Here is a 23,133-nt window from a genome sequence, read left to right on the forward strand (position 1 = left end):
TAGATGCATCAAGATAGTCTAAACTATCGATTTGGTCGTGGTAGCGATGAAGCCCATCGACACGACCAAGCTATTTTTAGTGAACTCTTAAAACACCACCAACAACTCTATCGAAAAACGAAGCCATTATCTAATGGCATCGAAGCTTTAACAGGCAGTGATGATCCTAAATTAGTGAAGTTGATTCATGACCATGTTCTAGGTATGGAAAAACGCTTTGCTGCAGGCCGCGCAATACGCTCTTGGGATCCCTTATTTGCCGCTTTGTTCGAATATAAGGATCAACTCAACTTTGCATATACACTTTGTGACCAAGGTGTATTGGCAACCATCACCACAGATGATCCCAAGCTTATTGAACTGATTCATTGCCATGATCAAACCTTACATCAGTTTGTCGACTACGGCTATGAAAAATCGGGCGAACCAAGCCCTAAGCCCGCTTGGTTAGATTAAAAAAATAACATCTTAATCCCTAATAACAGCAACATAATTGCAAATGCTTGCTTTAGAAACTTAACTGGCATACGGTGGGTCAACTTAGCCCCAAAGTATGCCATTACTGTACTCGCCGACACTATGGCTAACAAGGCCGGCCAATATACAAATCCCAAGGTATAATCAGGCAAGTCTGCCACTTTCCAGCCCGCTATCATGTACGCCAAGGTGCCCATCAAGGCAATCGGCCAAGCCAGGGCCGACGAAGTCGCAATCGCTTGGCGCATGGTCATATTGTGAAACGCAAAATAGGGTGCGAGCATCGAGCCGCCTCCCACACCTAGCAAAGACGATAACCAACCAATCCCTATTCCAGCTGTATTCAAACCTAACTTACCCGGTAGGTTACGTTGAGGAGGGGGGTGTTTCCCTATTAATAATTGTAAGGCGATCAATATCTCTAACAAGCCAAACATAATCGCCAATACCGCAGTCGCAAAGAACTGACCGCTCCAGCCGCCTAAAAATCCGCCCAGACTGACACCTAGCAGCATAATCGCAATCAGCCGCCAATTGACCGCACCGTGACGATGATGGCTAAATACCGAACCTATTGAAGTGACTAAAATAGTCGCTAATGACGTAGCAATAGCGATATGTACGATATAGGGGGTATCAAGGTAAATCAAAAATACCGAGCTTAAGATGGGAACCAACACCAACCCACCGCCAATTCCTAGCAGGCCTGCTAACAATCCGGCTATAGCACCAGCGGCTAAATAAATGGCTAACTCAATAATCAAGATTAGGTCCTTTAAAACAAAAAGACCATGGCAAAACCATGGTCCTATTAAATACTTTACAACACTAAAAATTAGCGTTTTTTGGCATTGGCCTCTGCGGCTTCACCCCGCTCAATTTTGCGCGTAATGTACCACTGCTGCGCAACCGATAGGATGTTGTTCATTAGCCAGTAAAGTACCAAACCTGCCGGGAACCACATAAAGAAGATAGTAAAGATAAACGGCAAAAACTTCATCACTTTTTGCTGCATTTCATCCATCATCGCCGTTGGATTAAGCTTTTGCTGAATCCACATGGTTAAGCCCATCAAAATCGGCAATACAAAGTACGGGTCTTTGACTGATAAATCAGTGATCCACAACATCCACTCGGCTTGACGCATTTCGACTGAGTAAATTAATACCCAGTAGAGTGCGATAAACACCGGCATCTGCACCAGAATCGGTAAACAGCCGCCTAATGGATTGATCTTCTCTTCTTTATAGAGCTTCATCATTTTTTGTTGGAAGATTACTTTGTCATCGCCATAGTTTTCTTTCAACTGTTTTAGCTTAGGCTGGAACTTACGCAACCGCGCCATCGAGTAATAACTCTTCGCTGATAACCAGTAAAAGGCCAACTTGATCAAAATCGTTAACACAATAATCGACCAACCCCAGTTACCCACGATATTGTTAATGTGGTTTAGCAACCAGAATAAAGGCTCAGCCAAGATGGTAAACATACCATAGTCAATGGTTCGCTCCAGGCCTGGTGCAATCTGACGCAACACATTTTGCTCAGTTGGGCCAATGTAGATTTGCGACGCTAGGGTTTCGGTTGCGCCAGCGGTAATCTGTACTTCAGGTTCAACAACCCCAATACGATAACGCCCTGGTTCAACCTGATTAGCATAAAAAATATTCGTTACATTTTGATTTGGCACCACCGCAGTAACAAAGTAATGCTGAATCATCGCAGCCCAACCACCCTGAGTCATTTTATTTTCCAGTGGTTGTGAATTTATGTCGCTAAATGAAATCTTATTGTATTTTTTATCATCACTAAAATGATCGTAATAAACTGGACCGGTATAGGTATACATTAACCTCTGCGAATAAGGATCAAACGCAGTACGAACAAATTGAGAGTACAAGCTACCTGACCAGGCCTGGTCAGTAAGGTTAGTCACTTCAAACTCTACGTCTATCAAATAAGAGCCGCGAGTGAAGACATAATACTTCGTTACTTCCACTCCGCCTTCACGCCATGTAAAAGGCACACGTAATGTGTCTCCGGTCATGACATATTCTGATTGAGGCGTATCGAATACGGCGCGATGGGTTGGTGCAGGTAAGCCACTATCAGGATTAGCAACCAAGCCATTTTGAGCAAAATATATCAGCGGCCCTTCGTCACTCATTAAATGAAATGGTGTTTCAGGGTCACGTGGCATGCCGTGCGGAATAATACGGGCATCACGAATATCCGCACCTAGCGTATCAACCTCTAATTGCAATACGTCAGTTTCAATGCGAATACGTTGCTGCTGGGGAACAACGGCTGATCCCGCAGCACGTGGCACATCAGACTGACTAGCTACATCTGCTTCACGGCTAATGTTAGGTGCAGGGACATCAAAATCTCGTTCAGCTTGTTGCTCTACACTACTGACAGTCGTTGTAGTAGGCTGAGCGGAAAACTTCATCCACTCAAACCAAATCCACATGGCGGTGAAGGCTAATGCGATCCACCAAAACGCTTTCATATTCATGCTTGTTCCTTAACGCTAAGCTTATTTAACTCACTGAGTTTAATTTTTTTAATAAGGTGCTCAAAACTGGCGTGTAATTGTGCTGAATCAACACGCTCCATTCCTTTACGCCCCAAAACCACAATATCATAACCGCATAAGTCAATTTTATGTTGACGAAATGCTTCTCGAGCGACGCGTTTTATACGATTTCGCCATACAGCACGTGCCAGTTGCTTTTTTGAGATAGCAAGACCCAATCTAGGTATAGGCTGCTGGTTAGCTTTAACAATCAATGTCCAATGGCGGTTGGCAAACTTTTGTGCCTGCTCAAATGCTTGTTTATATTGTTTTGGGGTCAGTAGACGAAGAGTTTTAGGGAAGGTTTGGCGGGCTAGCGCATCAGAAGGCGCTGCCGCCACAGCGATGGGATGACTATCGCTAAGGACGGTCATTATGCTGTTTATACTGCCAAGCGTGCACGGCCTTTAGCACGACGTGCTGCAAGCACTTTACGGCCATTTTTAGTTGCCATGCGAGCACGGAAACCATGATTGCGCTTGCGCTTGATTACGCTGGGTTGAAATGTACGTTTCATGTTTAAATCCTATTGCAATAATTTGATCAAAAAATTTGAACAGTGAATTCTAAATTAAGCACCCCTTCAATTGCAAGCTTAATCGCACTAAACATTTGAAATTTAGCAGAAATCGGCATGTTAGAATGCTGTTAATTTTTTTAAGGCGTAATTGAGCTTCAAGATGGCTTGCATTAAACAACTCAAGTTGCAGAACTTTCGTAACATTGAGCAACTAGATTGGGAGCTTGATTGCGGCCAAAACATTATTGTGGGTGATAATGCAGCTGGTAAAACCGCCATCATAGAAGCGCTATGGTATCTAGCGAGTGGGCGATCATTTCGGACTAATAAACCCAAACAACTTATTCAACAAGACCATCAAGCCTTTACAATTTTTTGTGATGTGGCGCATCAAACACGCCAATATCGACTTGGTGTAAACCGTGATAACGAAAAAACAGATATCCATTTAAATGGCAAAAAAGCAACCAGTCAATCAGCACTAAGCCAATGTTTACCACTGCAACTACTGACCCCTGAAAGCCATCAATTACTGACCGAAGGCCCCAAGGCACGACGACGTTTTTTAGATTGGGGCTGTTTTTATCACTACCCCGATTTTTTAACCCATTGGCAGCAATTTCAGCGCGCACTCAAACAACGAAATATGGCCCTTAAGCAACGCTGCCCTCAGGATCAAATTGCCCTTTGGGACAAAACATTAGTGACTGCCGGCACGCAGATCAATCAGATTCGCATGGACTATCTACATCAACTCCAACCTATTTTGCATGACTTTGCAGAATATCTTATGCCGCGATTTAACCAACAACATCAATTAACTTTGAGTTTTTTCCCTGGTTGGCATAACCCGTCAACCGATCTTCATCAAATCCTGCAATCGCACTTGATTAAAGATAGCCAGCTAGGCCATACTCAATATGGTCCTCACCGGATGGACATCAAAATAAAGGTCGACCAACAGGACGCCTTGTCACGCTTATCAAGAGGACAACAAAAGCTGTTTGTTTGTTCGATGCTATTAGCACAAGCACAGCATCTTGCCGAACAAACAAGCGAATCGGTTATTATGCTTATTGATGATTTACCTGCAGAATTGGATGAAACCCACCGTTTTAAGTTGCTCAACCTTCTCCAAGAGATGCAAATCCAACACCTTGTTAGCACAACCGCGAGTGAACTTATTCCCAAAATGAGCAAGGGCAAACCCAAGACAATTTACATTCAACAAGGCGAAATAACGCTCACTCACTAGCACCCACAAATTATTCAAATTCTGTGGTAAAATCATACGATTATTTAGCCTGTTAAAAAGTACTTAAAACTATGTCTACAACGCCTATCGAACCTTCTCAATACGATTCATCCTCGATTAAAGTTTTAAAAGGTCTTGACGCTGTTCGTAAACGTCCAGGCATGTATATAGGCGATACGGACGATGGCTCTGGCTTACACCATATGGTGTTTGAGGTAGTAGATAACGCGATAGATGAAGCCCTTGCCGGCCACTGCGATACTATAAAAGTTATTATTCATACCGACGGATCGGTGTCTGTATCCGATAACGGTCGTGGTATCCCGGTCGATATTCACCAGGAAGAAGGTGTATCAGCTGCCGAAGTCATCATGACTGTTTTACATGCAGGTGGAAAATTTGATGATAATTCTTACAAAGTTTCCGGTGGTCTTCATGGTGTAGGGGTGTCGGTTGTTAATGCCTTATCTGAAGAACTCAACCTAACGATCAATCGCCATGGCAAGGTTTGGAAGCAAACCTATCATTTAGGTGTGCCTCAAGCACCATTAGCCGCGGTAGCAGATACCAGTGAGACAGGGACTGAAATTCGCTTTAAGCCAAGTAGCGAAATTTTTACTATCACTGAGTTTAACTTTGATTATTTGCTAAAGCGCTTGCGCGAGCTATCCTTCCTGAATTCTGGGGTACATGTCGAGCTGATTGATAAACGTGATGACCGCAAGCAGGTGTTTGAATATGAGGGCGGCATCTTAGCCTTTGTTGATTTTATTAACCACAATAAAGCGCCCATTAATGCCAAAGCTTTCCACTTCTCAACCGTTAAAGACGATATTACCGTAGAAGTCGCAATGCAATGGTCTGATGCCTACCAAGAATCTATTTTCTGCTTCACCAACAATATTCCTCAGCGTGATGGCGGAACCCATTTATCAGGTTTTCGTGCCGCACTCACGCGTACGCTTAATAGTTATATTGAAAAAGAAGGCCTCAATAAAAAGTTCAAGATCAATGTTTCTGGCGATGATGCCCGTGAAGGCTTAGCCGCTGTTATTTCAGTTAAAGTCCCTGATCCTAAGTTTTCATCGCAAACCAAAGACAAACTCGTTTCATCCGAGGTGAAATCAGCTGTGGAAACGGCCATGAACGAAAAATTGGCCGAATATCTACTCGAAAACCCCATTGAGGCCAAAGCCGTGTTTGCCAAAATTGTGGATGCAGCTCGAGCAAGAGAAGCCGCTCGTAAAGCACGGGAAATGACGCGTCGCAAAGGTGCGCTAGACATAGCAGGCCTGCCTGGCAAGCTGGCCGACTGCCAAGAGAAAGATCCCGCGCTAAGCGAACTTTATCTGGTGGAGGGTGATTCCGCTGGTGGTTCTGCTAAACAAGGCCGTGATCGCCGCCGCCAAGCCATCTTACCGCTCAAAGGTAAAATTCTAAACGTAGAACGGGCTCGTTTTGACAAAATGATCTCATCGGCTGAAGTCGGCACACTTATTACCGCCTTAGGGTGTGGTATTGGCCCTGACGAATATAACCTTGATAAATTACGTTATCATCGCATTATTATTATGACTGACGCCGACGTGGACGGTTCGCATATTCGTACCCTGCTACTGACCTTTTTTTACCGACAACTCCCTGAGTTGATCGAAAACGGTTATGTTTATATTGCCCAGCCACCGCTTTATAAAGTGAAAAAAGGCAAACAAGAGACTTATTTAAAAGACGATGCAGAACTAGAAGGCTATTTATTAAATAATGCGCTTGATTCATCTGCGCTTTGGGTAAATGAACAGGGTCCTAGTATTAAAGAGGTCGCGCTAGAGCAACTTGCTAAACAATACTTACAGGTAAAGCGAATTATTAGCCGACTATCCCGCCGTTATAGCCCAACTTTTCTTCAACTACTCACTGAAACTTCAGCGCTCGCTATTAATCAGTTAAACGATTATGATGCGCTTTCAGACTGGACTCGTGAAGTGGAGCCCAGACTACAGGCTCTCGGTGAGTTGCAAAAGGTCACTTATAACTTGCACGTAGAGCCCGCATTAGAGGGTAATTCAACGTTCCATATTCGTCTGGCACTGCGCGAACATGGCACCCTAACTAGTCAGGTGTATAGTGAAGAGTTCTTTATGTCACCCGAATATGCTGCCATGGCTAAGCTCAATGATACACTTGATGGCTTACTTAGCTCTTCAGCTTATGTCCAACGGGGAGAAAAGAAGCAACCAGTTGCATCCTTTGCCGAAGCACTCGACTGGCTACTTAATGAAGCAAAACGTGGGCAAAGCGTTCAACGCTACAAGGGCTTAGGTGAGATGAACCCAGATCAACTTTGGGAAACCACCATGAACCCAGAAACACGCCGTTTATTACAAGTCAATATCCAAGATGCTATCGCAGCCGATCAAGTCTTTACGACTCTAATGGGCGACCATGTTGAACCGCGACGCGACTTTATTGAAAGTAATGCACTCAAAGCGGAAAATATTGATGTTTAATTTTTTGTTTAACTTGACCCTATCGGTCGCAATGAAATCTTTCATTGATTAGAAGGAGGCTATATATGTCTGCAATTCATCCAATCGTTACCGTAACTGGCTCTTCAGGTGCGGGCACATCTTTTGTTAAACGTGCTGTTGAGAAAATTTTTGCGCGTGAAAACCTTAATGCCGCGATTATCGAAGGCGATAGCTTCCATAAATACGATCGCATGGCCATGCGTGAAAAGGTTGCCGAAAGTAAAGCCAATGGTTCTCGCGTGTTAACACACTTTTCTGAGCATGCTAACGAATTTCAAAAGCTTGAAGAACTGTTTGCACAATACCGTGAAACCGGTACCGGCAAACGTCGTTACTATATTCATAGTGACGAAGAAGCGGCAGAATTGAACGCTCGTTTAGGTACCAATCTTAAGCCAGGCGAGTTTACGCCATGGGAAGACCTGCCTGAAGGCACAGACATTCTATTTTATGAAGGTTTGCACGGCATGGTTAAACGTAAAGACCATGGCCCTGAAGAAGGTATGCATGACGTTGCTCAATACGTTGATTTGGGTATAGGTGTGTGTCCGGTTGTTAATATTGAATGGATGCAAAAAATCTATCGTGATACATCCGAACGCCCTTATTCAGTAGGTCAGGTAAGAGACGTCATCTTAGAACGTATGGAAGATTACATTGAATACATCGTACCTCAGTTCCACCGTACTCATATTAACTTCCATCGTGTACCTTTGGTGGATACATCTGACCCCTTCTCGACACTAAAAGATGAAGCGGCCTTAGTACCCGAGCCTAAAAACTCACTTATGGTCACTCATGTTCGTCATCAAGATATTGATTTACAAGCCATTGCTGACAAGATTCCGGGTGCTTGGTTACAAACACCTGAAACCTTGGTTTATAACTCTGAGCACATGGTACTGGCAATGGATTTATTAATGTCGCCAATCATCCATAATTTAGTTGAACGAAAGCGTGCTGCATTAGCTAAATAATGCCCCCGCTTGCGCTAAGATCCAACCCGCTCCTCTGAGCGGGTTTTTTATTTACAGTTTTCCTTTCGCTATTTTGCACATTTAGTTGGTACAATAATTACTTAACAATGTTAAGTACAGAGTTCTAGCACTTGGTGTGTAACAAAACTAAACCCATTAACTATCTAGTCTTGCTGTTAACCAGCTTGATACTTTTTAGTTTAAGTTCTACTAGTCAAGCACTTGACGCACGAGACTCAAGGCTGCTGCTCGTGGGTGGAGAGTTTTTTCCACGTATTATTCAAGCATTAGAACCCGCTGACCCGCTTCCAAAACAGTTAATCATTATTTACTCGAATCAAGCCAATCTGCAATATGCGCAAACAACGGCTAATCAACTATCAAATCAACTTAATCTTGAATATCAACTTGTTTCCGGTCTAACACCAAATCAATTAACCCTGAGTGATGATTACTTAAACCTCGTTTTTATAACTGACCCTAATCTTATAACTGCAGAAATGCTCAAGGCTTTAAACCAGCCACATACTTTAAGTTTTGCACCCTTTATTGGCAGTGTGGCTAGAGGGGTAGATGTTGGACTTGTGGTAAAGGCTGGAATCAGACCTCAGTTAAACACGGCTAAGATTGCTAAAAGACATTGGGCTTTCAGACCTTTTTTTAATAGCATTGCTAGTCACTACCCGACACAGGAAGCACCATGAACAACAAGCCTGTCGATACCACTCATTTAACCCAAACAAAACTTGGGCTTGGCTTTATCGCTATTAGCCTACTGGTTATGACTGCTTCGTTGATTTATTTTTTTCAGGTATTGCAACCACGACTCTTACAGGAAGCGCAGGATCAAGCGACCCTTTTAGTCAACAATATTGCCAGTCCACTCGCCGACTACGACCTATTATCAGATCAACACCAAACCTCTCTCGCAACCAGTTTATTACTGCTTTATAACGATGATAATCAGCAACCCTTTATCAAAGCGATTAAGCTTGAATTTAATCCTGGCTTAATTGATAAACCACCGTTGTTTGATGGTCAAGCTTGCACCAATTGCTTCAAAGTAAGCATACCTATTTTTGATAAAAATACAGCCATGCTTTTAGCAAATGCTAAGTTTCTGGTCAATCCAATCAACTACCAACGTCTCATTAGTGATTTAAAAAATAAGCTACTGATTACACTGTTGTTGATCTTATTCTTATTACTCGCATTTTGGTTATTACTTAAAAATCTCTTGCAGCAACTTATTAATGCACAACAGCACAATCAATCTATCTTAAATAGTATTGAAGACTTACTATTAATCATTAATTCTAAGGGTATTATTGTTGATCAAAACCCTTCTGCTAGCAAAGTCATTCCACTTCAATCAAACCTAAATAGCCTTATACAGCCTCTGCATGGCCAACCTATCGATACCCTGATACATAAAAACCAGACCAGTCCAATAGAGGTGCGCTTTAAAAAAGGGCTGTACTATGGTCAGATCGGCTTAATGACGATCAGTAGAGTTCAGTCACACCTATATGATCATCAAGGTTACTACATTGTTTTGATCAAAAATATTCAGGCACTGCGATCGGCACAAGCCGAGCTTAAACACCAAACCGAAATGGCGCACTTGAGTCGTTTACGAACATTAGGTGAAATGGCATCGGGTATTGCTCATGAAGTTAAACAGCCTTTAGCGGTAATAAGATTGGGCGCAGAGGGCTTACAAAGTCTACACCAGCAGGCCTGGTCAACTAAAAACAATCAATTTGCTCTGGAGCTAGATCAAACCATTATTGAGCAAGTCGATCGTGCTGACAAAATTGTGCGCAATATTCGGTCATTTGCACGCCTAGAACAAGCTCCTGCTGAATGGGTTAAGGTACCCGATGTCATTGAATCGGCAATTGGATTTGTTAAACAAGCTTATCGTTTGGATAAAATAAAGTTGATAGAAGAAATTGACTACAATGTGCCTTTATTGTTTATTGAATATCATAAGTTAGAACAGCTACTAGTCAATTTAATTGCTAATGCCAAAGATGCTATTCAACATAAATCACTTACAAACACATTCGATACTTCACAAGCCTGGATTAAGATACGACTGTTTCGAGAAACGGATAAGACTACTTTAGAAGTGGAAGATAATGGTTGTGGCATGACGCCTCAACAACAAGCACAATGCCTAATGCCTTTTTATACGACTAAATCGACTGATGAAGGTGTTGGCATTGGCCTAGCGATTGTTAAAAATGTTGCCGATTTATACGACGCCGAATTAACTGTCGAATCTAAGGTTGGAGAAGGAACTTGTTTTCGATTAAGCTTCAATTCCCCAGCCAATCCGACAACTGCCGACGTTCGCGTTTAGTTGGTCGTCCCTTACCCTTCTCACGAAAACCCACTAACGCTTGGTTATCAGGGTTTTTATTTTGGATTAATACTTCTGATTTAAGCCGATATAGGGTTTGAGCTTGCTCAGCACTGCCTCGTTTATCAGATAATTGTACAACTGTAATTTCTACTTTCCGATGTGCTTGGGTTATTTTTAATTCATCACCGATAGCAAGCATTTTGCTTGCCTTGGGTTTACTTGCATTTAATTCGACCTTACCCCCTTTTAAAGCTTCAGAGGCCAAGCCTCGCGTTTTAAAAAACCGCGCTGCCCAAAGCCACTTGTCCAATCTTACCTTCTCTAGATTCGTCATGGCATTAACTTGCCGTCTTTAACCAATCACGTGGCGTTAAGAAATCATACAACTTGGCCTCTGCACTGCCAGGTTCAGGGTGATAGTTATACTTCCAAGTCACTAATGGTGGCATTGACATCAAAATTGACTCAGTACGTCCACCGGTTTGTAAACCAAATAAGGTGCCACGATCAAACACCAAGTTAAATTCTGCATAACGACCACGACGGTAAAGTTGGAAATCACGCTCCCGCTCACCATACTCACAATTTTTTCGGCGTGCTAAAATCGGACGATAGGCCTTAATATAATGGTCACCAATTGAGCGCATCAAGGCAAAACTCTGTTCAAACCCAGGCGCATTTAAATCATCGAAAAACAGACCACCCACACCACGCGTTTCATTACGATGTTTTAGGTAAAAATAATCATCGCACCACTTTTTGTATTCTGGATACACTTGGTCACCAAAAGGATCGCAAGCCTGCTTAGCTTGTTGGTGCCAATGCACCACATCTTCTTCAAATGGATAAAAGGGCGTGAGATCAAACCCGCCACCAAACCACCAAACGGGCGCTTCACCTTCTTTTTCGGCAATAAACATCCTGACATTAGCATGAGAGGTTGGTGCATAAGGATTACGTGGGTGAATAACGAGTGAAACACCTAGTGCTTGAAATGAACGACCTGCTAACTCAGGGCGATGCGCTGTAGCCGATACTGGCAAGGTCTTTCCACGAACATGCGAAAAGTTAACACCACCCTTTTCAATGACATCACCTTGCTCAAGAACTCGAGAACGCCCGCCGCCAGTTAAGCCCATTGCACCCTCCTCAACCTCTCGTTCCCAAGAATCCGTTAGAAACTCAACCGCTGCTGATTCCTCTGCAAGTAATTGCTCGCAAATATCATCTTGTAAATTCAATAGATAGGTTTTTACCGCTTCAACATTAATTTGACTAGGATCGGTCATGTATCTTCCTTAACTGACAGTTACGCTTTTAAAATTCTGCTTTTGGAAAGCAATATATATACAGCATTATAACCAGTGATCGAGGGCTTTAAAAACATTCAAAAAGGGTTAAACTTAGTCTACTGACAAACAAAACTTAACTAGAGAAAAACATGAACCGATTGATTAACCCAAAAAACCTAGTTTTTGCGCTAGTCGGATTGTTATTAATGGGCTGTACTACTACTTCAACTACACCGGGTTTAGTTGACGTTAACCGGTCTCAATTTTTTTTAATATCCCAAGCTGAATTAGTTAAAGCTGGTAGTGAAGCCTATCAAACTGTACTTCAAGAAGCCGAGGCCGACGGCACGCTTAATCAAGATCCAGAATTGTTAGCGCGTTTGAATCGCATTTTGGACGACATGATTCCCCATGCGGCACACTTTCGACCCGATGCGGTTAATTGGGATTGGGAAGTTAATCTTATTAATGATGAAATGATTAATGCCTGGGTGATGCCAGGCGGCAAAATTATGTTTTATTCGGGATTAATCGAGCAACTATCATTAAATGATGACGAGATTGCAGCCATTATGGGTCATGAAATGGCGCATGAACTCCGTGAACATGCTCGCGAACGTATTTCACAAGCCCAAATTGGCTCGGTCGGTTTAAGTGTCGTCGGACAGCTAACGGGTGTTCAAGGTGCCGCGCTTGATTTAGCGGGTGCGGTGATGAATGTTGGTATTTTGCTGCCCTTTAGTCGCGTACATGAGGTAGAAGCAGACCGAATTGGCATTGAACTCGCTGCAAGAAGTGGTTACGATCCCGCTGCCGCTATTGCGATTTGGGAAAGAATGGCTAAGTTATCTCAAGGTGGTGCACCACCAGAATTTTTAAGTACCCACCCATCTTATGACTCACGTATTAAAGATCTGACACGTTATTCTGCTCGTTTACAACCTATCTATCAACAAGCACTGACAGAGCGCACAAACTAAAGCTATTTAACTTTAATGATGTAATCAAACCAACTATCCAGCTTTTGCCAAGCCTGCTCTAATCCTTGCTTGTTTAGCGATGAAAATAGCTGAGCACTGGCTAATGGATATTGATTTTGTAACTGTTTATTAAGTTGTAACCAGGCCTGGTTGGCCTGATTGCGACTTAACTTATCTGCTTTCGTTAATAGTACGTGTATAGGTAACTCTAACTCATTACACCAATCTAGCATCATCACATCAAGTGGTTGTAAAGGGTGACGAACATCCATCATCAACACCAAGCCTTTCAGCGATTGACGTTGCTCTATGTAATCACTCAAGCCGGCCTCCCACACACGTTTCACTTTTACATTAACTTTTGCAAAACCATAGCCAGGTAAATCAATAAGAAACCGCTGTTCATCCAATTGAAAATAATTGATCATTTGCGTACGCCCAGGCGTTTTACTAGTCCTTGCAAGACTTTTTTGACTACAAATAACATTAAGTGCGCTGGACTTACCGGCGTTTGAACGTCCAGCAAATGCCACTTCATAACCCTGGTCTTCTGGACAGTGAGATAAATTAGGTGCACTTTTTAAGTACTGTGCTTTTTGATAGAGCGGATGTTGGTTCATTTGTTAATTTTTTACCTTTTATATTTAGGCTTAGGAGTATATACTCATTGATCAGAATAAAAACCAACCAAACTACTAGGGTTTTGTTATGTCAAGTGTTAACACCACCACTCAGTCTAAAACCGCACCAAAACCTGTTAAAAAACCAGGCTTGTGGATCGAATTTTTGGGTTCGATGAACCTAGCCATTACATTGCTAGTTATGCTTTCGATTGCTTCTGTAATTGGAACTGTATTACAACAAGATCAAGTAGTTCAAGACTATATTATAAAGTTTGGTCCATTCTGGTATGAAGTTTATTTAAGTCTTAACCTGTATGAAGTTTATCTTGCAGGTTGGTTTATGTTGGTTTTGTTATTTCTACTGGTTTCTACAGGGGTGTGTGTCACACGTAATACCCCTGTTTTCATTAAAGAGATGAAGCAATACAGTGAAAAATTATCACTAACCGCGCTAAAGCATCAACCCAATAACACAACCTTTACAGCAGCATATTCTATTGCAGAACAACAAAGCTTTGCCGAAGCCTTGTTAAAAACAGAGGGATATAAAACACGCATTCATCAACGTAGCGATGGAAGTGTAACCGTTGCGGGTTTAAAAGGGCACCTAAATCGTATTGGTTATTTTCTATCCCATGTATCCATCATTATTATCGTGATTGGTGCGTTAATGGATAGTAATGCTTATTTAAGGTTCGCCGAAATTTTTGGCAATCTTGAAGCGGAAACTCGCAGTGTACCGCTTGATGAAGTTAATCCCAATTCTTGGTTAACACCTGCGAATTTCTCTTACCGTGGTAACGTTAATATTCGCGAAGGGCGCAGCGCCGATGTATTGTTTTTACCCCACCGCCAAGGCTACCTAGTTCAACAACTGCCATTTAGAATTGAAGTAGAAGACTTTAGAGTAACCTACTACGACAATGGTATGGCTAAATCCTATGAAAGTGATATTGCTCTCTATTCACCAGATTATGATGAGCCCATACGTGAAACGATCGAAGTAAACTACCCTCTATACTATAAAAACTTTGCAATTTACCAAGCTTCCTATGGTGATGGTGGGTCACTGGTTAATTTTAATGTGCACGCATTAAATTCACCTATAGCCTCTAAGACAGAACTAGAATCTGCGATTAATAGACACGAATACGTTAACACACCAGAAGGTCGGTTCCGCATAGAGTTTAATGATTTTCAACTTTACAACATTGTTCCCAGGGATGAAGAAGAAGCTGCCATCACGGGTCGTAAAATGAAAAACAATGGTCCAAGCGTTTTATATCGAGTTCGTAATGAACAGGGTATCGCAGTAGAATATGAACAATACATGATTCCAAATGAACAAGAAGGGCGTTGGTTTTATATGACTGGCGTAAGAAGTGATGTTCGAGACGATTTTAGGTACTTATTTGTGCCTGCTGATGACGCACGCACCATGGATCGCTTCTTTAATATGTTAGCCTTGGTTAATAACCCTAATAATGCGGCCGTTATCTGGCGTGAGGCTTTTCCAAAGCCTTTAGAAATGGATGATCGTTCTTATTCGATGCATCTGCAATTAATGCAACAACTTACTCAGCTTTATCGCCAAGCCGGTTTTGATGGTATTACCCGCTTTATCGAACAAAATGTACCCCTCGATGAACAAGAAGCCGTGGCATCGTTTTATTTCGGACAATTAGCTAATGCGCTACAAAGCCTTTATCTTCATGTTTTAGAGCAAGAAGGGGTCGCAATGAATTCAAATCAAGATATTAGCGAAGAACACCAAATTTGGTTTGAAGATGCACTTACAGCAATCGGGGCATTACATAGATTTGGTTCACCCGTATTATTACAGCTAACAGATTTCACATTAATTCAATCGAGCGGATTACAAATCACTAAGTCTCCAGGAAAAAATGTGGTTTATATTGGCAGCTTCTTGTTAATATTAGGTATTTTCTTTATGTTTTATGTACGCCAAAGACGTTTCTGGGTACATATTAGACCTCAAGAGGGTCATACGGAAATAACACTGGCGTCGAAAGATAACCGCAAGTTACCTGAAACAGACGCTGAGTTTGAAGCAATGGTTAATAAGTTCAAAGCATAGGACGGGTACCAAATGGATACAACAATCAATCAAAATACCAATAGAATGCCCAAAAAAGAAAGTATATGGGATAAAATTTTACCTCGTGACTATCTCTGGGCCGCATTTATCTTTACCGCAAGTTTCGTTTCTTGGCTGGTTTATAGTGAATTCATGGATGTCTATGAAGAAGCAATCCTTTTTGGAACCGCTTTAGCAACGATCTGGATGGGTTGGTATTGGCGTAGTTTTCAAACACACTTTTATACGGTCACAACCATAACACTCATGGCGTTGTGGATGTATCAACTCAATGGCAACGAATACGCTGCGCAAGAAACCAATTTCTTTTTGAAATACTTAATTTCTAGCCAAGCCGCTATCATGTGGATGACATTCTTTGTTTTAGTTTCCACTATCACTTATTTTGTTGCCTTTTTTAAGAACTCTGATTTTATCTATCGCTTATCAACCTTCTTAGCTTGGACTGCCGCGACCTTTGGTTTTGTCGGTATGATGGTACGTTGGTATGAATCTTATCTAATTAATGTCGATTATGGCCATATACCTGTCAGTTCACTTTATGAGGTATTTATTCTATTTGTAGTAATGACCATTCTAATGTACCTATATTACGAGCAAAAATTCAAAACTCGTGCAATGGGTGGCTTCGTTATGGTTGTAATGAGTGCGTCAGTATTATTTGTTCTTTGGTATGTATTTGACCGTCAGGCACACGAAATTCAACCACTCATTCCTGCACTGCAAAGCTGGTGGATGAAAATACATGTGCCTGCTAACTTTGTTGGTTATGGTGGTTTCTCTATTGCTGCGATGATTGGTGTAGCCGTACTATGGCGTTTGTCACTAGAAAAACGTTCGCCACAACATCGTTTATTGACTCACATGCCAAGCTTGCAAACCATGGAAAACATTATGTATCGTTCAATAGCGATAGGTTTTGCTTTCTTTACTCTAGCCACGGTACTAGGCGCCATGTGGGCTGCTGAAGCTTGGGGAGGTTATTGGTCTTGGGATCCTAAAGAAACTTGGTCACTGATTTTATGGCTAACCTATGCGGGTTGGTTACACATGCGCATGACGAAAGGATGGTCCGGTCCTGTTATGGCCTGGTGGGCAGTAATCGGCTTGTTTGTGACTACCTTTACCTTCCTTGGTGTTAATATATTCTTATCAGGACTTCATTCTTACGGAGAACTCTAAATGCATCATTCTAAGTTAACACGCCGACAAGCTGTGCGGTTAACTGGGGCAGGCCTGCTTAGCGGGCTTGCCTTTTCTCAGTCCGCATTAGCACAATTAAATCCTGGTATTGATTACCGTGAAGTGCGTGAAACTCAATCTATTTCACCTCATTCTAGACAAGTGACTGAAGTATTCTTTTATGGCTGTCCGCACTGTTACAATCTGCAAAATAGCTTATACAAGTGGTTAGAAACTAAACCAGCCCAGGTTAATTTCGAACGAATGCCTGCCGTGCTTAATAATCAAAGTTGGATTTTTATGGCACGTGTTTATTATGCAGCTGAAGATCTCAACATTATTGATCAATCTAATCGTGCGTTCTTTGATGCCCTGCATCGTGATCGTTTACCCCTGTCTAATTTAGCTAGCATTGCTGAATTTCACAGTCAATTCAATGTTACCGCTGATCAATTTATCCAAAGTTTTAATTCTTTCAAGGTTGATCAAAGCGTTCGTCGTGCCCAACGTCGCACTCAAGCCTACGGAATTGAAGGTGTGCCAAGTTTAATAGTAAACGGACGTTATTTAACCGACCTTACTATGAGCGGTGGCCATCAACCTCTCTGGCGAAACGTTAATGCATTATTACAACTATAAACACTTAAGATTTTGAACAATCTACGCCATTAAGGTTTACTCATGAATGCCGCACAACTCTTTGTAAAATGCTTAGAAAATGAGCAAGTTGAATTTATCTTTGGTATTCCAGGTGAAGAAAACCTTGATTTAGTTGATGCGCTGCTGGATTCAAACATTCGCTTTATAACTGCACGACATGAGCAAGGTGCAGCTTTCATGGCTGATGTATATGGTCGCCTTACAGGAAAAGCGGGGGTTTGCTTATCGACCCTTGGACCAGGTGCCACGAATTTAGTAACGGGTGTGGCCGATGCTAACATGGATAATGCGCCACTTGTTGCCATTGCCGGCCAAGCTGCAACCACCCGAATGCATAAAGAGTCTCATCAGGTGGTAGATCTGGTAAGCATGTTTAAACCTATTTCAAAATATGCCACTCAAATACTTGAACCTGACACCGTACCAGAAGTAGTCCGTAAAGCGTTTAAAATTGCACAAACAGAAAAGCCCGGTGCCAGTTTTATTGATTTCCCCGAAAACATCGCTGAAATGGCGACCAAAACGCAGCCCTTACCCGTTAAACATGCGCGGCCTACCACAGCCAGTGAAAAACTTATTAAAGAAGCCGCTAGTGCTATTCAAGATGCAACATCACCGCTAATTTTAGTGGGCAATGGTGCAATAAGGGCTAATGCATCGGCACAAGTTTATGCACTAGCAAAACAACGAAACATCCCTGTCGTCAATACATTTATGGCAAAGGGCGTTATCCCATTCTTTAAAAATCCTACCGCTATGGGTACAGCGGGCTTGCAGAAGGGTGACTATGAAAATGGTGGTTTTTCAAAGGCAGACCTCGTTATTTGTATTGGTTTTGATATGGTTGAGTATCATCCACATCTATGGAATCCCGGTCATCAACATCGTATTATCCACATAGATCCCTTGCCCGCGGAAGTAGACGCTTCTTATTTACCTGAGGTCGAATTAATTGGTGATATTGCAAGTAATCTTCTGCAACTGAGCGCCATCCTTAATACGCGTCCAAATTTTCCACTGGATCATCTACTTCGCGATGCCACAATGGCTGAGATGAATCGTTGTAAAGGCAGTGAAGATTTTCCACTTTTACCACAAAAAATCATCTGGGATTTACGAACCGCCATGAAGCGCGATGACATTGCAATATGTGATGTCGGTGCTCATAAAATGTGGATGGCACGCATGTTTAGAGCTGAAAAGCCTAATACCTGTATCATCTCAAATGGTTTCGCTGGTATGGGTATAGCCGTACCTGGCGCTATTGCAGCAAAATTAGCTATGCCAAACCAAGCCATAGTCGCCGTAACAGGTGATGCTGGTTTTATGATGAACTCACAAGAAATAGAGACGGCACTTCGTTGCGAAACACCCTTTGTTATTCTGATTTGGAATGATAGCCAATACGGTCTTATAGAATGGAAACAAACTCGTAAATATGGTCGTGCTGGGTATGTTGACTTCAATAACCCAGACTTTGTGCAATATGCAGAATCTTTTGGAGCCAAAGGCTATCGTATCAATCAAGCTAATGAATTGCTACCTGTACTCAAACAAGCGTTAAAAGACAACACAGTCAGCATAATTGACTGTCCGGTAGATTATTCACAAAATGATCGATTAACCCAATTGCTTGGATCTGTTATTAATGAGATGCATGATTAAAGACTAGTCATAATAACAAGTTAAGTTTTTAACATTCTGACGAGAAGAAGTAGGTATCGCCTTGGGATAACCGATATAAAGCGCGGCAATTAAGCTTGTCTTTGCTAAATCGATTCCCAATAAATTTGCGGTTTCAGCCGCAGTTAAAATTGGACCCGTACTCCATTGCACACCTAATTCGAGTTCCCAAGCAACAAGTTGAAAATTTTGTATGGCACATGCACAAGCCGCATAGTCTTCTTTTGATATAACAGGATCTGAGTCTAGAACCTGACCAACAAAAATAACTTGTGGAATAGCCATAAATTTTTTAACTGCATGATCATACAAAACTTGGTAATTGCTTAGGCCAGTATTGGCGCGTTTTTTTGCACGTAAATTTGCATATATGCTGGCTAATTTTTGATGAGTTTTTGGGCCAATGACATAAAAACGCCATGGTTCAGTTAAACGATGATTTGGCGCCCAAATTGCGGCTTCTAAACATTGCTTTAACACATTAGTTGGAACAGATTGAGGTTGAAATTGAAAAATACTTCTACGTTTTTTTATGCATGAAATAAGCATTTAAACCTCAAAATTAAGTTGGTAATAAGTTGTGGACTAGTGTGAATAATTTGCAACTATTATATAGAGTTGAAAATTGTTCACAATCCATACACATGATGTTCTTAGAGTAAAACATCATTTTTCCATACAACTAGCCACAAGATAAGTTACTGATTACTATCAATTTTTGTAAGTTATACAGTTTATTGTAATGCACCAACAAAAACAAAAATAAACAAATATATAAAATATATAAACCTATAGGGATAACTTTATGACCCTCAACGAACTCAAATACATACTTGCAGTTGCTAAAGAACGTCATTTTAGAAAAGCAGCTGAATTGTGTTTTGTAAGCCAACCTACACTCAGTATTGCAATCAAAAAAGTCGAAGAAGAATTAGGCGTAACTATCTTTGAACGACAGAAAAATGATATTTTGATTACACCCATAGGAAACGAAATTGTTAAGTTAGCCGAAGAAATAACAAAAAAAACAAATACCATCAAAGAACTCGCAAAAAGACATCAAAATAATGACATCACAGAAATAAAGTTAGGTGCCATTTTTACTATCGCGCCTTACATCATTCCAAATTTAATTACAGAATTTCAACAAACTAAACCTGATATTCAATTTATCATCCAAGAAAATTACACAGAAGATCTGATCAAAAAACTACATGATGGCGAACTAGATTTTGTTATCCTTTCATCACCTTTTGACGAACCTGGTATTGAAACGCAATTTCTCTACCAAGAACCCTTTGTTATTGCTTTATCAAATAAAAATAAATTGTGTCAAAAGGATCACCTAACTCTTGAAGACCTTAGCAATCAAAAATTATTGCTATTAGGTGAAAAACATTGTTTTAGAAATCAAGTACTTGATTGTCTATCTAAAAATCATATTGAACATCACTTACAAAGAACCTTAGAAAGTAGTTCAATCGAAACGATTCGTTTGATGGTTGCATCTAACGCTGGTGTGAGTATTTTGCCATGCACATCTGTTACAAACTATGACAACAATCTGCTTACCATTAGAAAATTTTCAGATCAAATACCCTACAGAAACGTTATTCTTGCTTGGCGAAAAAGTTATACTCATCAAAAAGCTATTGACTGTATGTTAGAAACATTACAGAAAATAAAACTTACTTGTACAGCAAAGTAGTCAGTATGAAAGTATCAAAAATTTTAATCATAACAATTAGCCTTCTGCTTGCTAGTTTTCAAATCAAAGCCAACGAAGGAACAGTAGTTGATTTACTTCACTTCATAGAAAAACAAAATGCTGTTATTTCATCAGATACTTCAGAAACTCAATATAGCAATCTAAACCCTCATGATCCTTACGAAAATTTTAATCGTCGTATGTTTAGATTTAATCTTGGGTTTCACCAATACGTAGGTGAACCCGTTGGTACAACCTATAAACGTATTACACCTCAACCCATCCGCACAGGCATACGGAATTTCTTTACTAACCTTCGCATGCCAATCAACATGGTAAATAACGCATTACAAGGCAATGCCGAAGGCACTATGAATGACATCATGCGGTTTTCTGTCAATACGGTATTTGGTTTTGGTGGTCTATTAGACATAGCTACACCTGCTGGGCTAGCTTATGAACCAAAAGATTTTGGACAAACTCTTTATGTTTGGAATATAGGTAAGGACGCAAATTTTTTGGTATTGCCCTTTTTAGGTGCCAGTTCTACTCGAGACCTAGCCGGTTTGAGCGTTGATTATGTTGTTGATCCTGGTTATCGCTATTTTTTAAACACCACTGCTGATGAACATCTTCAATTAACCTTAATTAACCAATTTGATCGTTATGTTGACATCATTGATTTTGTAGAACCCTTATTAACCATGGATGAACCTTATATATTCTTTCGCGAAGCCAGCATCCAAATGCGCAAAAATCGACTTTATAATGGCAACCCGCCACTTGACCCACTAGATGACTTTGACTTTGATTAATCTTACATCAACCCAAAAAGAAACGATTGTCGCCTTAGCAACACCACCTGGACGCGGTGGTGTTGGCATAATTCGTATTTCTGGTCCTGCTAGTGATGATATTTGTCAAAAGATACTTCATTGCCTACCTGAAATAAGAAAAGCACACTACGGGCCCTTCTATGGACAACAGGGTGATATTCTTGATCAGGGTATCGCAATAAGATTTAAAGCCCCCCATTCCTTTACCGGTGAAGATGTACTCGAACTTCAAGGCCATGGTGGCCCGATTATTATGCAATGGTTAATCGAAGAAGTGGTTGCATCAGGTGCAAGACTTGCAAAACCAGGTGAGTTTTCACAACAAGCTTTTTTAAACGATAAACTTGATTTAACCCAAGCTGAAGCCATTGCTGATTTAATTTCTGCAACATCGGCTCAAGCTGCTAAAAGTGCTTTACGATCATTGCAAGGTGATTTCTCTCAAACCATTAACCAACTTGTAGAACAACTGATAACATTAAGATTGTATGTTGAAGCAGCGATAGATTTCCCTGAAGAAGAAATTGATTTTTTATCAGATGGACATATTCAACATCAACTTAACCAAGTTAAAACACAATTAGAAAAAGTCGTCACTCAGGCTCAACAAGGGGCATTACTAAGAGAAGGTATGTCTGTGGTCATACTAGGCCAACCAAATGCAGGCAAATCAAGTTTACTTAATGCCTTATCTGGAGAAGAAACTGCAATTGTTACTGATATTGCTGGCACAACTCGAGATATAGTCAAAGCGGAAATTCATCTTGACGGTATGCCATTGCATATACTGGATACAGCCGGATTACGAGATACAAAAGATGCTGTTGAACAGATTGGTATAACACGGGCATGGCAAGCTATAGAACATGCAGATCATGTATTGGTTATGGTTCAAGCAGGTCAAAAAATTGACCAAAATGATCAAGCAATTATCGACAAGCTTCCAAAAAATCTGTCCGTTACTCTAATCAAAAACAAGATAGATTTAACTAACGAACAACCCAGCGTTACTAAACTTTCTCAGGGTTATGAAATTGCGTTATCTGCAAAACATAAGCAAGGTATTGATATATTAACCCATCATTTAAAGAATATTATGGGTTTTAAACAAACTAATGAAGGTGTTTTTTTAGCGCGTAAACGTCATCTACTCGCCTTAGAACAAGCAAATAATCACCTAGATTTTGCGAAAACACAACTGGACCTTGCCGCTGGAGAATTACTTGCAGAAGAATTGCGACTAGCACAAGAACACTTGAGTGAAATTACCGGTCGGTTTACCTCGGATGATCTACTAGGCAGAATTTTTAGTTCGTTTTGTATAGGTAAATGATTTATAGTATC

22 protein-coding genes are annotated in these 23,133 nt (G+C 41.0%); 14 read left to right on the forward strand and 8 right to left on the reverse strand.

Annotation, left to right across the window (positions count from 1 at the left end; translation table 11 throughout):
• Positions 1-3 precede the first annotated feature (3 nt).
• The gene (locus BM293_RS06350) at positions 4-456 is read left to right on the forward strand and encodes a hypothetical protein (RefSeq protein WP_093447681.1); all 453 of its coding nucleotides are present in this window, start codon (positions 4-6) and stop codon (positions 454-456) included.
• Here BM293_RS06350 and BM293_RS06355 read toward each other — a convergent pair.
• From BM293_RS06355 to rpmH, 4 genes are all read right to left on the reverse strand, one after another.
• Entirely contained in the window at positions 453-1,241 is a 789-nt protein-coding gene (locus BM293_RS06355) for a sulfite exporter TauE/SafE family protein (protein WP_093447683.1), read from the reverse strand. The two genes, BM293_RS06350 and BM293_RS06355, sit on opposite strands and share 4 nt — an antisense overlap.
• Before the next feature lie 71 nt (positions 1,242-1,312).
• Positions 1,313-2,995, reverse strand: coding sequence for a membrane protein insertase YidC (gene yidC, locus BM293_RS06360; protein WP_093447686.1), 1,683 nt, complete (start codon positions 2,993-2,995; stop codon positions 1,313-1,315).
• Entirely contained in the window at positions 2,992-3,429 is a 438-nt protein-coding gene (rnpA, locus tag BM293_RS06365; RefSeq protein WP_093447688.1) for a ribonuclease P protein component, read from the reverse strand. Before rnpA ends, yidC begins: the two co-directional genes overlap by 4 nt.
• An 8-nt stretch (positions 3,430-3,437) precedes the next feature.
• Positions 3,438-3,572 carry a 50S ribosomal protein L34 gene (rpmH, locus tag BM293_RS06370; RefSeq protein ID WP_093447690.1) on the reverse strand — a complete coding sequence of 45 codons (135 nt, stop codon included), beginning with the start codon at positions 3,570-3,572 and terminating at the stop codon, positions 3,438-3,440.
• A gap of 163 nt (positions 3,573-3,735) precedes the next feature.
• Here rpmH and recF point away from each other — a divergent pair, with 163 nt between their 5' ends.
• From recF to BM293_RS06395, 5 genes are all read left to right on the forward strand, one after another.
• Positions 3,736-4,830, forward strand: coding sequence for a DNA replication/repair protein RecF (recF, locus tag BM293_RS06375; RefSeq protein WP_093447692.1), 1,095 nt, complete (start codon positions 3,736-3,738; stop codon positions 4,828-4,830).
• Positions 4,831-4,901: 71 nt separating this feature from the next.
• Positions 4,902-7,337, forward strand: coding sequence for a DNA topoisomerase (ATP-hydrolyzing) subunit B (gene gyrB, locus BM293_RS06380; RefSeq protein ID WP_093447694.1), 2,436 nt, complete (start codon positions 4,902-4,904; stop codon positions 7,335-7,337).
• Between the two features lie 65 nt (positions 7,338-7,402).
• Positions 7,403-8,335 (forward strand): phosphoribulokinase, encoded by a 933-nt coding sequence (locus BM293_RS06385; RefSeq protein WP_093447696.1) that lies wholly within the window; start codon positions 7,403-7,405, stop codon positions 8,333-8,335.
• A gap of 251 nt (positions 8,336-8,586) precedes the next feature.
• On the forward strand, positions 8,587-9,039 hold the full coding sequence (locus BM293_RS06390; protein ID WP_234968924.1) for a hypothetical protein: 453 nt from the start codon (positions 8,587-8,589) through the stop codon (positions 9,037-9,039).
• A complete protein-coding gene (locus BM293_RS06395) occupies positions 9,036-10,703 on the forward strand; it encodes a sensor histidine kinase (RefSeq protein WP_093447698.1) in 1,668 nt (555 codons plus the stop codon). Before BM293_RS06390 ends, BM293_RS06395 begins: the two co-directional genes overlap by 4 nt.
• On the opposite strand, the gene BM293_RS06400 is transcribed toward BM293_RS06395, so the two are convergent.
• Positions 10,660-11,040, reverse strand: a complete 381-nt coding sequence (locus tag BM293_RS06400) for an RNA-binding S4 domain-containing protein (protein ID WP_093447700.1) — start codon at positions 11,038-11,040, stop codon at positions 10,660-10,662. The genes BM293_RS06395 and BM293_RS06400 overlap by 44 nt on opposite strands.
• Positions 11,041-11,044: 4 nt before the next feature.
• Positions 11,045-11,995 (reverse strand): oxygen-dependent coproporphyrinogen oxidase, encoded by a 951-nt coding sequence (gene hemF, locus BM293_RS06405; RefSeq protein WP_093447702.1) that lies wholly within the window; start codon positions 11,993-11,995, stop codon positions 11,045-11,047.
• Between the two features lie 152 nt (positions 11,996-12,147).
• On the opposite strand from hemF, the gene BM293_RS06410 reads away from it, so the two are divergent.
• Positions 12,148-12,978: a M48 family metallopeptidase gene (locus BM293_RS06410; RefSeq protein WP_093447704.1), complete on the forward strand. Its 831-nt coding sequence runs from the start codon at positions 12,148-12,150 to the stop codon at positions 12,976-12,978.
• A gap of 2 nt (positions 12,979-12,980) precedes the next feature.
• On the opposite strand, the gene yihA is transcribed toward BM293_RS06410, so the two are convergent.
• Positions 12,981-13,598 carry a ribosome biogenesis GTP-binding protein YihA/YsxC gene (gene yihA / locus BM293_RS06415; RefSeq protein WP_093447706.1) on the reverse strand — a complete coding sequence of 206 codons (618 nt, stop codon included), beginning with the start codon at positions 13,596-13,598 and terminating at the stop codon, positions 12,981-12,983.
• Between the two features lie 88 nt (positions 13,599-13,686).
• Between yihA and BM293_RS06420 the strand changes: the two genes are divergently transcribed.
• From BM293_RS06420 to BM293_RS06435, 4 genes are read left to right on the forward strand one after another with little or no spacing between them, the layout of a single operon-like run.
• Entirely contained in the window at positions 13,687-15,699 is a 2,013-nt protein-coding gene (locus BM293_RS06420) for a cytochrome c biogenesis protein ResB (RefSeq protein ID WP_093447708.1), read from the forward strand.
• Between the two features lie 12 nt (positions 15,700-15,711).
• Positions 15,712-16,902, forward strand: a complete 1,191-nt coding sequence (gene ccsB / locus BM293_RS06425; RefSeq protein WP_200770602.1) for a c-type cytochrome biogenesis protein CcsB — start codon at positions 15,712-15,714, stop codon at positions 16,900-16,902.
• Positions 16,903-17,541: a thiol:disulfide interchange protein DsbA/DsbL gene (locus BM293_RS06430; protein WP_093447710.1), complete on the forward strand. Its 639-nt coding sequence runs from the start codon at positions 16,903-16,905 to the stop codon at positions 17,539-17,541.
• A 42-nt stretch (positions 17,542-17,583) separates the two neighbouring features.
• A complete protein-coding gene (locus BM293_RS06435) occupies positions 17,584-19,227 on the forward strand; it encodes an acetolactate synthase large subunit (RefSeq protein ID WP_093447711.1) in 1,644 nt (547 codons plus the stop codon).
• A 3-nt stretch (positions 19,228-19,230) separates the two neighbouring features.
• Here the strand turns inward: BM293_RS06435 and BM293_RS06440 are convergent, their stop codons facing one another.
• On the reverse strand, positions 19,231-19,794 hold the full coding sequence (locus BM293_RS06440; protein ID WP_093447713.1) for a nitroreductase family protein: 564 nt from the start codon (positions 19,792-19,794) through the stop codon (positions 19,231-19,233).
• A 256-nt stretch (positions 19,795-20,050) separates the two neighbouring features.
• Between BM293_RS06440 and BM293_RS06445 the strand changes: the two genes are divergently transcribed.
• The 3 genes from BM293_RS06445 to mnmE are packed head-to-tail and all read left to right on the forward strand — an operon-like array spanning position 20,051 to position 23,122.
• Entirely contained in the window at positions 20,051-20,953 is a 903-nt protein-coding gene (locus tag BM293_RS06445) for a hydrogen peroxide-inducible genes activator (RefSeq protein ID WP_093447714.1), read from the forward strand.
• A gap of 5 nt (positions 20,954-20,958) precedes the next feature.
• Positions 20,959-21,768, forward strand: a complete 810-nt coding sequence (locus BM293_RS06450) for an MlaA family lipoprotein (RefSeq protein WP_093447716.1) — start codon at positions 20,959-20,961, stop codon at positions 21,766-21,768.
• Entirely contained in the window at positions 21,749-23,122 is a 1,374-nt protein-coding gene (mnmE, locus tag BM293_RS06455; protein ID WP_093447717.1) for a tRNA uridine-5-carboxymethylaminomethyl(34) synthesis GTPase MnmE, read from the forward strand. The genes BM293_RS06450 and mnmE overlap by 20 nt, the downstream gene beginning before the upstream one ends.
• Positions 23,123-23,133 lie beyond the last annotated feature (11 nt).

The organism is Thiomicrospira sp. ALE5, from assembly GCF_900112445.1.
Lineage (GTDB): Bacteria > Pseudomonadota > Gammaproteobacteria > Thiomicrospirales > Thiomicrospiraceae > Thiomicrospira.

Excerpts from the sequence above, each read along its gene's own strand:
- BM293_RS06350 (WP_093447681.1), top strand. The coding sequence starts at position 4 with ATGCATCAAGATAGTCTAAACTATCGATTTGGTCGTGGTAGCGATGAA.
- yidC (WP_093447686.1), bottom strand. The coding sequence starts at position 2,995 with ATGAATATGAAAGCGTTTTGGTGGATCGCATTAGCCTTCACCGCCATG.
- rnpA (WP_093447688.1), bottom strand. The coding sequence starts at position 3,429 with ATGACCGTCCTTAGCGATAGTCATCCCATCGCTGTGGCGGCAGCGCCT.
- rpmH (WP_093447690.1), bottom strand. The coding sequence starts at position 3,572 with ATGAAACGTACATTTCAACCCAGCGTAATCAAGCGCAAGCGCAATCAT.
- recF (WP_093447692.1), top strand. The coding sequence starts at position 3,736 with ATGGCTTGCATTAAACAACTCAAGTTGCAGAACTTTCGTAACATTGAG.
- gyrB (WP_093447694.1), top strand. The coding sequence starts at position 4,902 with ATGTCTACAACGCCTATCGAACCTTCTCAATACGATTCATCCTCGATT.
- BM293_RS06385 (WP_093447696.1), top strand. The coding sequence starts at position 7,403 with ATGTCTGCAATTCATCCAATCGTTACCGTAACTGGCTCTTCAGGTGCG.
- BM293_RS06395 (WP_093447698.1), top strand. The coding sequence starts at position 9,036 with ATGAACAACAAGCCTGTCGATACCACTCATTTAACCCAAACAAAACTT.
- BM293_RS06400 (WP_093447700.1), bottom strand. The coding sequence starts at position 11,040 with ATGACGAATCTAGAGAAGGTAAGATTGGACAAGTGGCTTTGGGCAGCG.
- hemF (WP_093447702.1), bottom strand. The coding sequence starts at position 11,995 with ATGACCGATCCTAGTCAAATTAATGTTGAAGCGGTAAAAACCTATCTA.
- BM293_RS06410 (WP_093447704.1), top strand. The coding sequence starts at position 12,148 with ATGAACCGATTGATTAACCCAAAAAACCTAGTTTTTGCGCTAGTCGGA.
- yihA (WP_093447706.1), bottom strand. The coding sequence starts at position 13,598 with ATGAACCAACATCCGCTCTATCAAAAAGCACAGTACTTAAAAAGTGCA.
- BM293_RS06420 (WP_093447708.1), top strand. The coding sequence starts at position 13,687 with ATGTCAAGTGTTAACACCACCACTCAGTCTAAAACCGCACCAAAACCT.
- ccsB (WP_200770602.1), top strand. The coding sequence starts at position 15,712 with ATGGATACAACAATCAATCAAAATACCAATAGAATGCCCAAAAAAGAA.
- BM293_RS06430 (WP_093447710.1), top strand. The coding sequence starts at position 16,903 with ATGCATCATTCTAAGTTAACACGCCGACAAGCTGTGCGGTTAACTGGG.
- BM293_RS06435 (WP_093447711.1), top strand. The coding sequence starts at position 17,584 with ATGAATGCCGCACAACTCTTTGTAAAATGCTTAGAAAATGAGCAAGTT.
- BM293_RS06440 (WP_093447713.1), bottom strand. The coding sequence starts at position 19,794 with ATGCTTATTTCATGCATAAAAAAACGTAGAAGTATTTTTCAATTTCAA.
- BM293_RS06445 (WP_093447714.1), top strand. The coding sequence starts at position 20,051 with ATGACCCTCAACGAACTCAAATACATACTTGCAGTTGCTAAAGAACGT.
- BM293_RS06450 (WP_093447716.1), top strand. The coding sequence starts at position 20,959 with ATGAAAGTATCAAAAATTTTAATCATAACAATTAGCCTTCTGCTTGCT.
- mnmE (WP_093447717.1), top strand. The coding sequence starts at position 21,749 with ATGACTTTGACTTTGATTAATCTTACATCAACCCAAAAAGAAACGATT.